This window comes from Pseudomonas kilonensis (assembly GCF_001269885.1).
Taxonomy (GTDB): Bacteria; Pseudomonadota; Gammaproteobacteria; order Pseudomonadales; family Pseudomonadaceae; genus Aquipseudomonas; species Aquipseudomonas kilonensis.
The window spans coordinates 227,506-242,715 of sequence record NZ_LHVH01000035.1; the positions used below are offsets into that span (position 1 = coordinate 227,506).

Annotated in this window: 12 protein-coding genes; all 12 read right to left on the reverse strand. The window is 64.1% G+C overall.

The features are described 5' to 3' along the window. Positions 1 to 9: 9 nt before the first annotated feature. A complete protein-coding gene (gene mdcH / locus AD662_RS26390) occupies positions 10 to 930 on the reverse strand; it encodes a malonate decarboxylase subunit epsilon (protein WP_053190013.1) in 921 nt (306 codons plus the stop codon). Further along, positions 927 to 1,547, reverse strand: a complete 621-nt coding sequence (locus tag AD662_RS26395) for a malonate decarboxylase holo-ACP synthase (protein WP_018609555.1) — start codon at positions 1,545 to 1,547, stop codon at positions 927 to 929. Before AD662_RS26395 ends, mdcH begins: the two co-directional genes overlap by 4 nt. Continuing rightward, entirely contained in the window at positions 1,544 to 2,347 is an 804-nt protein-coding gene (gene mdcE, locus AD662_RS26400; protein ID WP_053190014.1) for a biotin-independent malonate decarboxylase subunit gamma, read from the reverse strand. The genes AD662_RS26395 and mdcE overlap by 4 nt, the downstream gene beginning before the upstream one ends. Further along, entirely contained in the window at positions 2,344 to 3,195 is an 852-nt protein-coding gene (locus tag AD662_RS26405; RefSeq protein ID WP_053190015.1) for a biotin-independent malonate decarboxylase subunit beta, read from the reverse strand. The genes mdcE and AD662_RS26405 overlap by 4 nt, the downstream gene beginning before the upstream one ends. After that, on the reverse strand, positions 3,188 to 3,487 hold the full coding sequence (locus tag AD662_RS26410; protein WP_018609549.1) for a malonate decarboxylase subunit delta: 300 nt from the start codon (positions 3,485 to 3,487) through the stop codon (positions 3,188 to 3,190). The genes AD662_RS26405 and AD662_RS26410 overlap by 8 nt, the downstream gene beginning before the upstream one ends. Further along, positions 3,487 to 4,362: a triphosphoribosyl-dephospho-CoA synthase gene (locus AD662_RS26415; protein ID WP_018609547.1), complete on the reverse strand. Its 876-nt coding sequence runs from the start codon at positions 4,360 to 4,362 to the stop codon at positions 3,487 to 3,489. The genes AD662_RS26410 and AD662_RS26415 overlap by 1 nt, the downstream gene beginning before the upstream one ends. Next, complete coding sequence (gene mdcA / locus AD662_RS26420) at positions 4,363 to 6,033, reverse strand: malonate decarboxylase subunit alpha (protein ID WP_024616425.1); 1,671 nt, start codon at positions 6,031 to 6,033, stop codon at positions 4,363 to 4,365. A 450-nt stretch (positions 6,034 to 6,483) separates the two neighbouring features. After that, positions 6,484 to 6,606 carry a hypothetical protein gene (locus AD662_RS29980; protein WP_053190016.1) on the reverse strand — a complete coding sequence of 41 codons (123 nt, stop codon included), beginning with the start codon at positions 6,604 to 6,606 and terminating at the stop codon, positions 6,484 to 6,486. 278 nt (positions 6,607 to 6,884) lie between these two features. After that, complete coding sequence (locus tag AD662_RS26430; RefSeq protein ID WP_014340660.1) at positions 6,885 to 7,310, reverse strand: hypothetical protein; 426 nt, start codon at positions 7,308 to 7,310, stop codon at positions 6,885 to 6,887. Beyond that, the gene (locus AD662_RS26435) at positions 7,273 to 7,902 is read right to left on the reverse strand and encodes a nucleotidyltransferase domain-containing protein (RefSeq protein ID WP_053190017.1); all 630 of its coding nucleotides are present in this window, start codon (positions 7,900 to 7,902) and stop codon (positions 7,273 to 7,275) included. The genes AD662_RS26430 and AD662_RS26435 overlap by 38 nt, the downstream gene beginning before the upstream one ends. Before the next feature lie 863 nt (positions 7,903 to 8,765). Continuing rightward, positions 8,766 to 9,248, reverse strand: coding sequence for a chemotaxis protein CheW (locus AD662_RS26440; protein ID WP_014340662.1), 483 nt, complete (start codon positions 9,246 to 9,248; stop codon positions 8,766 to 8,768). Then, positions 9,241 to 15,168, reverse strand: coding sequence for an Hpt domain-containing protein (locus tag AD662_RS26445; RefSeq protein WP_053190018.1), 5,928 nt, complete (start codon positions 15,166 to 15,168; stop codon positions 9,241 to 9,243). The genes AD662_RS26440 and AD662_RS26445 overlap by 8 nt, the downstream gene beginning before the upstream one ends. Positions 15,169 to 15,210 lie beyond the last annotated feature (42 nt).

Below are 15,210 nucleotides of genomic sequence, written 5' to 3' on the forward strand. Positions count from 1 at the left end.
GTCGGTGGTTTAGGGTTGGCGGTTTCCCTCCTCACGCAACAGCGCCTGCAAGGTGTCGAGCCGGGCGCCGTCGAAAGCCATGACAGTGCCCTGCTCGAATACCCGACGCGCCAGGGCGGTCAGCACCGCACCGGGCGGCAGTTCGACCTGTAGTCGCACGCCGCGCTCGTAGGCGCTTTGCACGGTGCCGCGCCAATCCACCACGCGGCACATGTTGAACGCCAGGTCGTCGCGCAAGGCCTCGGTGTTGATCAGCGGTCGCGCGCGGCTACCGCTGAGATAACCCAAGGCCGGTGCTTTCAACGGCACGTCGGCAAATGCCTGGGCCAATGCCCGGGCCGGTGTTTCCAGCAACGGGCAATGAGACGGCACGCTTACCGCCAGCCGACAGGCCTTCCCGGCACCCAGGCTTCGCGCTAGTTTGGCAACGTTGCTCATGGCCGCGTCACTGCCGGCGATGACCACCTGGTTATCCGCGTTGATGTTGGCCAGGTAGACCGGTGTGCGGTCGCCGTGCACTTGCGCCAGCAACGCTTCCACTGCCGCGAGTTCCAAGCCGATGATCGCGGTCATGCCATAGCCTTGCGGATACGCCTGTTGCATCAATTCGCCCCGCAGGCTGACCAGTCGCAAAGCATCCTCGAACCCCAGCGCCCCAGCCACCACCGCCGCTGGATAAGCACCGATGGACAGCCCCGCCACGTAGTCCGGGGCAGGTGCTTGTTCCAACAATCGCCGCGACGCTGCCACGCCGGCGATCAACAGGCACAGTTGCACGGCGCGGGTCGATTGCAAGGCCTCGGCGCTGTCCAGTTGCAAGACGTCCTCACCGAGCACGTCACCCGCTTCGTCGAGGACTTGTGGCGCCAGGCCATGGAGCATGCCCACGCGCTGCGCACCCTGGCCGGGAAAGACGAAGAGGCTGCTCACGCGACTTGCTCCAATGAAGGCTGCCAAGGATCGCTCACCAGCCGTGCCTGAACATCATCCTTGAGCAAGACCCGACGCGACGCCCCCGCCCACTCGCGCAAGGCCACGGCGCCGCAGGGTGTTTGCAACTGCATATCCACGGCGCAGGCCGAAGCATCCAGTTGCGCCAGCAATTCCCTTGCGTGGAGACGATCGAGAAAGTGTGGCACCCGCAGAATCAAATCCAGGTCGCTGCGTTCATGCAGCGCCTCGATACCCGTGGCGAGCTCAAAGCCGGCGCTGCCGCTGACGCCCCAGGCCCAGCCACTGGCATCGAGCAGCGGACGCAGGCGGGACAGCGCTTGCAGGGCTGGCAAGTCGCGGGTCGACGGGACGTGACAAAGGTCTTCCGGCCTGACGCGACGGGAAATCGCCATAACCGCCATCGACGTTGCATAACGTTGCTCGCGCAAGCGTCCACGCACTCCGACCGCGATGTGATCGGGTGCCGTCAGCGAGCGCCGAACCACCACCGGTTGACCGGCGTTGATCGCGTCGGCCACCCACACCGGCGCATCCGCCGGCAACTGTTGTGGGGTCAGCCCCCACAGCAGGTCATGGGCCAGATACGTACTCACCACTGCTCTCTCAGCAGTTGGCGAACCCGGCTCGACGCGATGCGGTTGAACGCACCCAGACGACTGCTCAGATCACGCGGCCCCGCCGCTACAGCTTCAATCGCCTGGAGCAGACACTCATTCACCCGCGCCAGATCCTCCGCCAACGGCTGTTCAACCTGTTCCACTGACAAGGTTTCCCACAGCAGACCCAGGCTGGCAAAGCTGTCGATGTCATAGGCCATCGGTGGCACGCTGGCGGCCAACGCCTCAAGCTCCTCGACGCTGCGCAGCGTCACCCGCGCCGCCGAGGCCTTGCCCATGGCGTGGACCATCACGCCCGGGTCGCGCAGGGCGATCAGGCGGTTGGCCTGGTAACCGTGGGCCAGGAACGCCCCGGACATGGCCTTGCCCACCAGCAAGCCAATCACCGGGTGCCCGACCAGTCGCGCACGGGCATAGCTGTCCGCCGCACCGGCCAAGGCCTGATGAATGCCCAGGGCTTCTTCGCGCCGGCCGTAGGCCTGGCTCGGTACATCGACAATGGCGATCAGCGCACGCTTGTTGACTGCATCCCGGTCGGCGTCGATGGCGTCGTCCACCGCTTTAGCCAGGCCCCAGCCTTCCAGCAGTCCGACTTCGCCGTTGCGCGCCCGCGGGAAACGGTTGTCGGGATCGGCCACCACCGCCAGCAGGCGCACGGTTTGCTCGCCCAGCCTGGTGTCAGCGACTTTCAACGAAGCCGGCAGGCCTTCCAGCGGTTTGGCGTCGCCAGCCAAGGCTTCGAACCAGCGCAAGCCTCTCAATGAATAGGCACTCATGAGCGTTCTCCCTGATACAGCTGGCGAACCGTGGCCGGTTCGATTTGCACGTCAGTGTCCAAGCGGGCCAGGCGCTGCAGGAACAGCTCGGCCTGGCCGCTGCGGTGTTGCGCGGGAACGCCCAGGTGCAACAACTGGCCGACCTGTTGGCGGATCTGCGTCACATCGTCGGCCACATAACGGTCCACCAATCCCGTGGCGAACCGCTGTTCACCGCCGATCAGGCTCCAGATGAACGGCCGGTCGCGGGAGTCGTATTCGTCGATCCCGGCCTCCTGTTCGATCACTTGTGGGCCGTTCAGGCCCAGCCGCGCTTCCTGGGTCACCAGCAGATAACTGCACAGCCCGGCGGCGATGGACATGCCACCAAAACAGCCGACGCTGCCGGCCACCACACCGACCACCGGTTGGTATTGGCGCAGGTCGACAATCGCCGAATGAATCTCGGCGATCGCCGCGAGCCCGAGGTTGGCCTCCTGCAACCGCACGCCACCGGTTTCCAGCAGCAGCACGGCGCGGGTCGGGATGCCCTTGCGGTTGTCCTCGGCGGCCAGTTCCAACGCACCGGCAATCTTCGCCCCGCCGACTTCGCCGAGGCTACCGCCCTGGAACGCGCCTTCGATGGCGGCGATCACCACGGGCAGGCCATCGAGCGTGCCCTTGGCGATCACCACGCCGTCGTCGCTTTGCGGCACCACGCCCTGGCGCAACAGCCACGGCGACATGATCCGCTGGAACGGGTCGAGCAGTTCACGGAAAGTGCCCTCATCGAGCAAGGCCTTGGCCCGCTGCCGGGCGCCGAGTTCGACGAAGCTGTGCTTGTTGAGCAACGCTGCACTGTCAGTCATGGCCGATCTCCTCGAAGCCTTGCTCCAGGCGCAAACGCACCACGCCGGGGGTGGCGCCGAAATCGTGGATGTCGATAGACAAGGCCGGCGGTGTCTGGCCGTCGAACAGGCGGGCGAACAGGTGCTGCCAGCGTTGTTCACTACCGTTGACCGAGGTCTGCACCTGGATGGTCAACTTGCCCGCCAGACCGGGTTCGATCAGCACTTCCAGGTCGCCCGAGCCGACACAGCCCACCAGCGCCCGGCCCCGTGGCGGCTGCCCGGCGGGGAATTCAAAGGATAAGGTTTCCATCAGCACACTCCAGGGAAGAGGCCATCGCCGCGTTCGATTCGATCGAGGAACAGGCAGGCGGCGAGCAGGTCGGCAGCGCCGCCGGGCGAGGCGTTCAAGGCAATCAGTTGTTGATCCAGCGCGTGCAAGTGGCGGCGACCGCCCAGGCTCGCACTGCCACCGGCATCGAGCACCGCCTTGGCGCCCTGTTGCATGGCCTGCAAACCCGGCTCGCCGGCGCGATAGAGCACGCAGGTATCGGCCAGGGTGGTCATGATCGCCAGCAAGGCATCAAGCCGGGCGTTCTGCTCTCCCGCGCCCGCCGCGCGACTGCGCTTGAGCTGCGGCAGACCCAGGCCAGTCACCGCAGGGAACGCCAGTTGCGCTTCTTCCCGGGCGCCGCGCACGCCGTAGCGCTGGGCGACCTGGGCGCCATGGCTCAAGGGTTGGGGCGCATAGCGGTCGTTGAGCAAGGCCAGGCGGGCCGCACGTAAAGTCACGGCACCCGCGACGCTGGATTCAGGTTCCAACGCTGCCGCAGCGACCAACAGGCCCAAGGCCCAGATCGCCCCGCGATGGGTATTCACCCCACCAGTGGTGGCGAGCATCGAGGCTTCCCCCTCACGGCCGATGCGCCCGAGGGCTTCGCGTAGCGGCAAGCCGATCTCGCCACAGTCGAGGGCGGCTTCGGCCATTTCCTTGAACGCCGGCCACAGCGACAGTGCCGAAGCATGCATCAGGCCCAGGTGCAGATCGGTGTGGGCGCCATTGCCACGACGGTCCACCAAGGCCGGTTTAGGCGACAGGTCGGCTTCGTCGATCAGCGCGTCCACCGCCATATCCGCCAGGCGCTCGGCCAAGGACAGTTTTTTCGGTTGCAGGTTGAAGGCGTGCATTTACCAGCTCCTGAACTTGGCGGGCGGGTTGTAGAGGCCACCGGACCACTCCACCAGATCGGCAACGCTCTTGGCCGCGAGCAACTCGCGGGTGGCGTCGGTGCGACGGATCCCGAGGTCTTCGGGCAAGGCGATCAGCCCTTCGCGGCGCATACGCGCGGTGTCTTTCGGGTCATGGCGCAGGCCAATGGCAGTGACGCCGGCCACGGCGGCGATCATCGCCTGGCGCTCTTCCAGGGAACGGGCCTTGTACAGGTAGGCGATGCCCTCTTCGGTCAGCAGGTGGGTGACGTCGTCGCCGTAGATCATGATCGGCGCCAGGGGCATGCCGGCTTTCTTCGCCACATCCACCGCGTCGAGGGTGTCGACGAAGGTCGGTTTGCCGCCCTCCTGGAACGTCTCGACCATTTGCACCACCAGCTTCTTGCCGCGTTCGAGCAACGGCGCCTCGCCATCGCCATGGCGCATGTCGAGCCAAGCCGGCGTGCCGTGACGACGACCACGCGGGTCGTGGCCCATGTTCGGCGCCCCACCGAAGCCGGCCAAGCGGCCACGGGTCACGGTGGAGGAATGGCCATCGCCGTCCACTTGCAGGGTGGCGCCGATGAACAGGTCCACCGCGTACTGCCCGGCCAGTTGGCAGACCATGCGGTTGGAGCGCAGCGAGCCGTCGTGGCCGGTGAAGAACACGTCCGGCCGGGCGGCGATGTAGTTTTCCATGCCCAGCTCGGTGCCAAAGCAATGCACGCTCTCGACCCAGCCGCTTTCGATGGCCGGGATCAGGGTCGGGTGCGGATTGAGCGTCCAGTTGCGGCAGATCTTGCCCTTCAGGCCGAGGGATTCGCCGTAGGTCGGCAAGATCAACTCAATCGCGGCGGTGTTGAAACCGATGCCGTGATTGAGGGATTGGACGTTGTGTTTCTCGTAGATCCCGCGGATCGCCATCATCGCCATCAGCACATGCACAGGCTTGATGTGGCGCGGGTCGCGGGTGAACAGCGGCTCGATGTAGAACGGCTTGTCGGCCACCACCACGAAATCGACCCAGGACGCCGGGATGTCGACGCGCGGCAGGTCGCTGACGTCATCCACCAACTGGTTGACCTGGACAATGACGATGCCGTCACTGAACGCCGCCGGCTCGATCAGCGCCGGTGTGTCTTCGGTGCTGGGGCCGGTGTAGATATTGCCGGCGCGGTCGGCCATGAAACCGGCCGAGAGCACCACATTGGGGATCAGGTCCACCACCAACCGGGCATAGAGTTCGATGTAGGTGTGGATCGCGCCGATTTCCAGCAGGCCGTCTTCGAGCAACTGGCTGATGCGCAGGCTCTGGGTGCCGGCGAAGGAGAAGTCGAGCTTGCGGGCGATGCCGCGTTCGAACAGGTCCAGGTGCTCGGACCGCCCGACGCTGGGCATGATCATGTGCAAATCGTGCAGCTTCGACGGGTCGACTTTCGCCAGGGAGCGGGAAAGGAAGTCCGCCTGCTTCTGGTTATTGCCCTCAAGCACCACACGGTCGCCGGGCAGGATCAACGCCTCCAGCGCAGCAACGATCTTGTCGGTGGGCAGCACCACACCGTCGGCAAGCCCCTTCACCAGCCCGAGACGCCGCTGCTTTTCGCTGCGCCGCCGCGTCCAGCGCGAGTCGGGGGATATTGTTGTTGTCATGACCACTCCACGGGTTCGCTGTCGTGGGGGTCACCTTAGGAGTGTTGTGGCGCGGGCATCAATCAAGCTCGACGGCGGATCGTTACGGTTGGAGTAATGGTTGAACGCCATCCTTGTGGGAGCGAGCTTGCTCGCGATAGTGGTGGGTCAGCCAAAGGAGATGTCGAATGTGCTGCCGCCATCGCGAGCAAGCTCGCTCCCACACAGGTCGTTTATAAGATCAGTGCCCACCGCTAATCCTGTGGGAGCCAAGCTTGCTCGCGATAGCGATGGGTCAGATTGCAAATGCAGAATGTGCCGCCTTCGCGAGCAAGCCCGCACACAATAGGATTGGGGTACACCTGCCAATAGCAGGTCGGCTGTCAGGCCGCCTCGCGAGCAAGCTTTGCTCCCACAGGTTCTGCTCACACAAGTCTGGTTGGGGTACAGCTGCATGAGCCAGGTCGGCTGTCAGGCCGCCTCGTTTTTGATCTTGATCTTGATCTGGGGCGCCCCGTTAACCACGCTGGCCGAACGCAGGCATTGTGGAGTGGGCATCCCGGCATGGATGCCGGGATAGCCGCGCTGGGCCATGGATGGCCCTTCGCGGCGGGCCCACGGAGCAATGCCTTCGTTCGGGCATGCCGAGCCTAAGCGAGGCACCGAGTGGTGGGGCAAAGCCTTTTTTGTTACTTTTTTGGCGTCTGAAAAAAGTGACCCGCCGTAAGGGCGGAACCCTAAGCCGCCGTTACCGCAGCAATGGATATGTACCCGTTCAACAAAATCCTGGCCCGCTGTCAGGCAGCCATCGCGAGCAAGCTCGCTCCCACCAGATCGTTGGTTACCTTTCGATTGGTGGCGAACGCCACGGATCAACTCACGCCCATCAATTGCCGGACCCGTTCGAGCAGTTGCGCAGCGCTCTCAATCAGTTGGGTAAGAAGTGCATCATCTTCATCCATGTACCCCTCGTACTCGGCAAGGTTGCGCCGCTCATGACACAACGCGAATAACCGGACCTGCACGTTGCTGATTTCCGTCGTGTGAATCAGGCACTGGAAGACCAGATAGCGCTTGTCCGACCGATAACCACTCAAGCGTAGCGCCGTGAGCGCCAAGGCATGGGCGGCGTTGTATGCCAGGTCAAACCGGCTGGCGAAAGAAAGGGAAGTTGTTTGTGCATCCTTCAAGCGATCCGTTGCCGAACGCATCAGGCCCTCGCATTCCTGACGATCCGATGGTTCGGCTTTCAGGCCGCCGCTACGTAACAGATTCTCCAGGTTTTCTTGCTTGCCCATCCTTGGTTTCCAAAGGGTCTTCACCCAGCAAATTGATCTTGTCCTGTTGCGCTACACGCACCACGAAACTGTTGCCAACGGCAAGTTTCGTGGCCCAGTCCTGGGGGGTGTAGAGCGTTGGGTTTAGCGGGCGGCCCAGTTGCTCTTCCAGAGGTAGAAGCCGCTCCATCACTTCACTGTAGTGCAGGCCTTCGCCGATCAGCATGAGATCTATGTCACTGGATGCGTTTGCCTGGCCCTTGGCGATAGAGCCATAGACGAACGCCCAGCGCAGTTGTTCTGAAAAAGGCTCCAATGCCTGGCGCAACGGTTCGGCGATGCCGATGGTTTTGCGCACGATGCCGAGCAGCTCAGCGTAAATCGGGCAGTGTGGGTTGACTTGATAATGGGTTTGATTGCCCAGACGAGTCATGGTGAGCACGCCTGAGCGTTGCAGGCGTTCCAACTCTCGCATGAGGCTGCCTTTACCTATTTGGGCCCAGCGGGCAATTTCGTTGGCATAGAAGCTTTGGTTCGGCTTACCAAACAACAAGCCCAAGACCCGTTGCTGAGTGGCCGTGAACAGCGCGTCGCTGAGAGAAAGGTGGTTCATATAAGCAACACAAAGTCCCAAAAAGGGAACGATAGGTCCCTTATTGGGACTTAGCAAGTCTTGTCGTTTAATCCGGTCCCATAAAGGGACTTAACAGACCCTTTATGGGACCTATCTATCGAGCGCGACAGAGAAGGTATTACTTGTGATAGCAGCGGCATACTTAATATTGATGTCGCCTGACCAACCGCTATCGCGAGCAGGCTCGCTCCCACAGGCCCTTCTCACACACGTCTGGTTGGGGTACAGCCGCAAGAGCCAGGCCGGCTGTCAGGCCGCCTCGCGAGCAAGCTTTGCTCCCACAGGTCCTGCGCACACACGTCTGGTTGGGGTACAGCCGCAAGAGCCAGGTCGGCTGTCAGGCCGCCTCGCGAGCAAGCTTTGCTCCCACAGGTCCTGCGCACACACGTCTGATTGGGGTACAGCCGCATGAGCCAGGTCGGCTATAAGGCCGCCTCGGCGTGGACGTTGATCTCGGGCGCCCCGTTAACCACGATGGCCGAACGCAGGCATTGTGGAGTGGGCAACCCGGCATGGATGCCGGGTTAGCCGCGCTGGGCCATGGATGGCCCTTCGCGGCGGCCCACGGAGCAATGCCTTCGTTCGGGCATGCCGAGCCTAAGCGAGGCACCGAGTGGTGGGGCAAAGCCTTTTTGGTTACTTTTTTGGCGTCTGAAAAAAGTGACCCGCCGTCAGGGCGGAACCCTAAGCCGCCGTTACCGCAGCAATGGATATGTACCCGTTCAACAAAATCCTGGCCCGCTGTCAGGCAGCCATCGCGAGCAAGCTCCCTCCCACAGTTTGATCGAAGTACAACCGGGAGAAACAGCTCGGCTCGCTCCCACATCGGAACTTCGTATGCCTCAGGTGTTGTAGGGTTGAATCAGGCCCGCAGCCATCACCAACTCCTCCAGCGCCAACAGATCCGGCACTTTCGCCACGTGCTCCCCAACTTGCACTGCAGCCTGCTCCAACCCGCACAGCGGCACGTCGACGTAGCTCAATTGGCTGTCGAGCTTGTAGGAGCGCGGGATACCTTGCACCAGCAGGGCAATGAAACGCAGCTCCGGCCGCCCGCCGAGGGCGTTGAGCACGACGATGCGCACGCGCTCGCCAATCACGGTCTTCTGGCCGCAGGCCGACTCGAAGCTCAGCAATGGGATTTGCCGTTCGCGCCAGCTCACCCAGCCCAGGAACCACGGCGGGGTGTCCATATCGAATACGCTGCTCTGGTAGTCGATCAGTTCGGCCACGGCCACGTTGGGTAACACCAGGTGCCGGTCGGCCAATGGCAACAGCAGGCCGGTGAGCGGGCTGGTGCGCGAGTGAAGATGCAGGTCATGCATGGGTTTTGCTCCAGTACGCGATGCTGTCCAGCAGCACCGATTCCTGGTACGGCTTGCCCAGGTAGTCATTGACGCCGATGGCCATGGCGCGGTCGCGGTGTTTCTGGCCGGTGCGGGAAGTGATCATGATGATCGGCAAATGCGCCAGGCGCGGGTCGTTGCGCACTTGGCTGGCCACTTCGAAGCCGTCCATGCGCGGCATCTCGATGTCCAGCAGCATCAGGTCAGGCGCATGTTCGGCCAGCAGCGCCATGGCGTCCACGCCATCCTTGGCGGTCAGGACGTGCATGCCATGGCGCTCCAACAAGCGGCTGGTAACCTTGCGCACCGTCACCGAGTCGTCCACCACCAGCACCAGCAACGGCCGTTGCGGTTCGCCCTCGCCTTCAGCCGGCACCTGGCGCCGCGGGACCTGATGGGGCAAGGCGCGGATCGGCGCCAGCAGGTCGAGAATCAACACCACCCGGCCGTCCCCCAGGATCGTCGCCCCGGACAGGCCCTGTACCGCCGAGAACTGCGGGCCGAGGCTCTTGACCACGATCTCCCGGGTCCCGACGGTAGCGTCCACCTGCACCGCGACATGCCGCTCGTTGCACTGCACCAGCAGCACCGGCAAGGGTTGGCTCTGGCCCAGCAGTTTCGGCCGGGCGCCGGTTTTCAGCAGTTCACCGAGGTAGCACAACTCGTAACGCTGCCCGGCGTAGGTGTAGGTCGGCGGATCGAGCTGGTAATAGCCGTCCAGTTCGGCGGGCAACACCCGGACAATGCTCTCGATGGTGTTCAGCGGGATCGCATACTGGTCTTCATGACAGTGCACCATCAACGCCCGGTTCACCGCCACGGTAAACGGCAGGCGAATGCGGAAATGCACGCCCTGCCCCGGCGTGGAATCGATGACCATGCTGCCGCCCAATTGCCGCACTTCTTCGTGGACCACGTCCATGCCGACGCCGCGCCCGGAGATCTGGGTGATTTTCTCGGCCGTGGAAAAGCCTGGTTGCAAGATGAACTGCAGCACGTCGCGGTCGCTGATGTCGCTGTCCGGCGCCAGCAAGCCACGCTTGATCGCCTTGTTCCGCACCGCCTCCAGCGGCACGCCGGCGCCGTCGTCGCGGATGTCGAAAATGATGTCGCCGCCTTCCCGGGACAGGTCGAGGCTGATACGTCCTCGTGCCGGCTTGCCGGCGGCAATGCGTACGTCGGCCGGCTCCAGGCCGTGATCGACGGCATTGCGCAGCATATGTTCAAGAGGTGCAGCCATGCGCTCCAGGACGTTACGGTCCATTTCGCCGTCGGCATTGCCGACCAGGAATTCCACGTCCTTGCCCAGTTCCTGCGCCACTTGCCGGACGATGCGCTTGAGCCGGGGCAGCATGCGCTCGAACGGCACCATGCGCGTACGCATCAGGCCTTCCTGGAGCTCGGTGTTGATCCGCCCCTGCTGTTGCAGCAGGACCTCGGCATCGTGATTGCTGCGATCAAGGGTTTCCTTGAGCTCGAGCAAGTCCGAGGCGGACTCGAACAGTGCCCGGGACAACTGCTGCAACTGGGAATGGCGGTCCATCTCCAGCGGGTCGAATTCTTCATAGCCCAGGCGCTCGGCCTCGACCTGTTGCCGGCTGAGAATCCGCCCCTGGGTTTCGGTATCCAGGCGCCGCAACTGATCGCGCATGCGCTCGATGGTAGTTTCCATTTCGCCCAGGGCCACGTGCGCGTCGTTGACCTGCTGTTCGATGCGCCCACGGAAGATCGACGTTTCGCCCGCCAGGTTCACCAGGTCGTCGAGCAATTCGGCGGAGACCTTGACCATGTCCGCACCGTCGCCCGGAGCACTGGGATCGGGTCTTGCGGGCGCCGTTGGCGGTGCCACGACGGGCACCGGTTCCGGCGCCGATTCAGCCTGCGGCGCAGCGTTCTCCTGGGGATGATTCACCGCCTGGATCTGTGCGATCAGTCGGTCGGCCAGCGGGCACGGGTGGCCGGCGCGCACGGCGTCGAGCATCTGCGCCAGTCGGTCATGGCTGCTTTGCAATAAGGTGAACAGCGCCGGGGTCGGCTGGAGCAGGCCCGCTGACAGACCTTCGTAGAGGTTTTCCAGCTCGTGGGCCAGGTCGCCGATGGGGACGATTTCCACCATGCGCGCACCGCCCTTGAGGGTGTGCAAATCCCGTAGCAAGGTTTCCACGGCCTGGCGATTCGACGGTTCTTCCTGCCAGCGCAGCAGCGCCGCGCCCGAGCTGTCGAGGATGTCGAAGCCTTCCTCAAGGAAGATCTCCAGCAACTCGGGATCATGGCCGGCGCCGTCGGCCCGGGCCGCTGCGCTCGTCTCGATGGCGTTCGGCTTGTCCTGGCGGAACCGTCGAATGGCGTCGATCAGCGCAACCGGATCGCCCAACGGCTGGCCCTGTTGCAACTGCCCAAGCAACAGGTCGAGGCGTTCATGGCTGCTGGTGAGCAGTTGTGCCAGTTCCTCGCTGTAGCTGTAGCGCCGGTCTACCAACCCTTCGTAAAGGTTTTCCAATTCCTGGGCCAGGTCGCTCACCGGCCGGATGTCGGCCATTCGCGCACCGCCCTTGAGGGTGTGCAAGTCACGTTGCAGCGAGGACAGCGGCGCACCGTTGTCCGGATCGGCCAACCAGCGCTGCAAGGCCTGGGCGGCGCTTTCGAGGATGTCCTGGGCTTCTTCGAGGAAAATCGCCGCGAGGTCATCTTCCATCGAGGTATCGACGGGCGCGTCACGCTCCATTTGCGCCGTCGCGTGGCCCAGTTCGCGGATGCTCAGGGTGCGGCTGCCGTCGCTGCGGATCAGGCCGGTGGCCGACGGATCGAGGCTCTCCTGGAGCAGGCGGCGCAAGGCTTGTACTCGCTCGGGCTGCGGATGCACATGCTGCCCGGCCGCCAGTTCATCGAGCATGTCGATCAGCGCTTCATGGGCGCGCTGGGCTTCCTGGAAAAATTCATCGCTGACCGCCAGGCTGCTTTCCTCTACCGCACCGTAGAGGTCGAGCAAGGCTTCGCAGAGTTCGTCCACCGGGTGCAAGTCGGCCAGGTGCGCGCCTTCGCCGAGGGTGGTCAGCTCATCGAGCAGCGCACTCAGTTCCTGGCCTTCGCCGGGGTGCTGCTGCCAGCGCTGCAAGAGGCTTTCGGCGTCCAGCAGAATGTCCATGCCCTGGGCGAGGAAGTTGTTGATCAGTTGCGGGGCGCGCTTGGTCCGCAGCGCTTTGTCCGGCGCACTGTTGGCGGCGTGCAGGCGCTCGGCCAGCAGGGCCTGGGCGCGCAGGATCAGATCCTCGGCCCCGGGGATCGGCGCCAGCGGCTCGCTGTGCAACTGGCGCAAGCCACGGCGCAGCAGCCCTTCGGCTTCCAGCAGCAATTCGACCTCATCCAGGTCGAGGGCAATCAGGTGCGCCCGGTATTCCCGGGCCAGCTCATCCATCGCCCCGGCCAGCTCGGCGATCGGCAGCACGCCGGCCATCGACGCGCTGCCCTTAAGGGTGTGCAAGGCCCGCTGCAACTCATCGCTGGCCTGCAAGGGCAGGTGGTCGGCCGACTGATCGAGAAAACGATTGAGGCTGGCGAGGTGGCCCTGGGCTTCGTTGTCGAAGATCTTCAACAGCAGCGGATCGAGTGCGGCCACGTCCTGCTCGTCTTCATCGTCCTCGTCGCCGCCCTTGGCCAGGACATGGGCGCGGGCGGCCAAGCGGTCGACGTCGTCGCGCTGGCGCTGGTGATTGGCCGCGAATTCGGCCACCAGGGCCGGCAACAACTGCACCGTGTCTTCGATCAACTGGCGGACCGAGGCCTGCGGCTCGACGCTGCGCTCCAGCACCCGGTTGAGCAGGTTTTCCACGGCCCAGGCCAGTTCACCCAGCACCAGCGCCCGGACCATCCGACCACTGCCCTTGAGGGTGTGGAAGGCCCGGCGCAGTTCGCTCAGGGCGCCGTGATCGTCAGGATGCGCACTCCAGCGCGGCAGGTATTCACGCAGGACGTCCAGCACCTCGCCGGTTTCCTCGAGGAAGACTTCGCGTAACTCGTCGTCCACCGGACTTTCATCCACCGGTGGCGGCAACAGGCTGCCCGGGGTGCTCCTGGCCGGCGGATTGACCGCCGAGATCGGGCTGGCCAGCACCTCGGCCAAGGACTGCACCGTCTGCGGGTCATCCAGTTCCTGCAAGTCCTGCATGACCTGGGCTTCGTTGGGGCTCAACACATCGTCGAGCACCGGCACCCGCGCTTCGTCAGGGAAATAACCGAGCGCAGCCAGGCTCCGCTCGACCCCATCGAGCAACGGCTCGCCAGGGGTTTGCGGGTCCTCGCTCAAGCGCTCCAGGTAGTATTCGAGGCCGGTGATCACGTCGGCCAAGTGGTCGAGTTCTTCCCAACCCGGCTGGGCCTGGTCCAGCAGCAGATGCTCGCGGATGAAACCGTTGCAGGCCTCCACCAGGCTGGCGGCACGGCTCAGGGGAATCATCGCCAGCGCGCCGCGCACTTGGGTCAGCAGCGCCGGCAAGGGCTGCAGTTGTTCGCTGTTCCAGTCCGCGTCGATGTAGTCGACGATCATGTCCTTGGCCTGTTGCAGGCAGGTGTGGGCTTCCTTGATGACGATCTGGTGGATCTGGGTCAGGTCGGTGGTGGGCAGGTGGGTGTCTTCGCGGCTCTCGGGCTCGACGGTGCCGACCATGCCGGCCAGGGTCGCCTCGACGTAGAGCAAGGCCCCGGCGACGTCCATGAGGGTCGCGTCATCCGGCTCGCGCTGGCCCTGGGCGAGGCTCAGGACCACCGCCAGTTGATCGATGATGACCTTGCGCGGCTGGCCGAAACCGAGCACCGCCAGGGTGTCGGCGATCTGCCGCAGCGGCGCCAACAGGCTGTCCAGCTCCGAGGCGTGCTGGCGATCGCTGCGCACGAACAGGTCCAGGCGCTCCTTGACCCGTACCAGTTCCTCGCACAGCGCGGCGAGCACCGAGCGCATGGCATCGCGGTCGGGCCCGGCCAGGCGCGCGCGTTCTTCGTCGACCATGGCGCTGTCGGGTAGCGCGTCGTCCAGTGAGTAGCGTTCTTTCATGATCTGCATCTGCCCGCTGGGATGTTCGGCCTTGGCAATATAGAACAACAAACTCTTGAGCAGGTGGGGCGGTGCCGGCTGATTGATGCCTGGCATGCCTTGGTCCAGCAGGCGCTTGAGTTCCTTGTCGGCTTCCTTGAACAGGCTGCGCAGCGCCGGGCTGTTGGTAATGCGCCCGTCACGCATGCCTTCGACCAGCGCCGAGGCCACCTGCCATAACGCATTGAGAGGCGCCCCAGTACACAAGGTTTCCAGGCGATGGAAGACCTTGGCCAGGTAACCGAGGTGGGTTGCGTCATCCTGTTCGCGCAGCAGGCCCACCAGGGCCACTTGCAGGGTCTGGCGCAATTTGCGCAAGGTGTTTGGCAGGTCAGCGGGTTCGAGGCGCTGCAAGTCCTGGTCGCTGAGCGGCGCAATATCGGGCAACTCGGGGCTGAACAGGCTGGTTTCCGACAACAGGCTCTCGCCCCGGGCACTGCGCAGGTCGTTGATCAGGGGCAGCACCACCAGCGGCAGGTCGCGACGGGCACCTTGTACGCGGTCCAGGTAGATCGGCAACTGCCCCAGGGCCTGGCTCAACAGGCTGATGGCTTCGTCGCGATGGGTGACGCGGTTGTCCTGCAGGGCGGCGCACAGCTGCTCCATCTCCTCGGCCAGCAACGCCGCACCGTAGAACTCGACCATCTGCAGGCCGCCGTGGACCTGGTGAATACAGGCCAGGCATTGCCCGAGGGCATCCGACGCCTGCGGATCGTCCACCAGGCGGTTGAGGGCCAGATGAGCCTGCTTCAGCGTTTCGGCAATCTCGCCCTTGACCCATTCCAGGGCCACGTAGTCGTGCCGATCACCCATAACCACTCCAAATCAACAGTCATATCCCCAGAGCAAATCAGC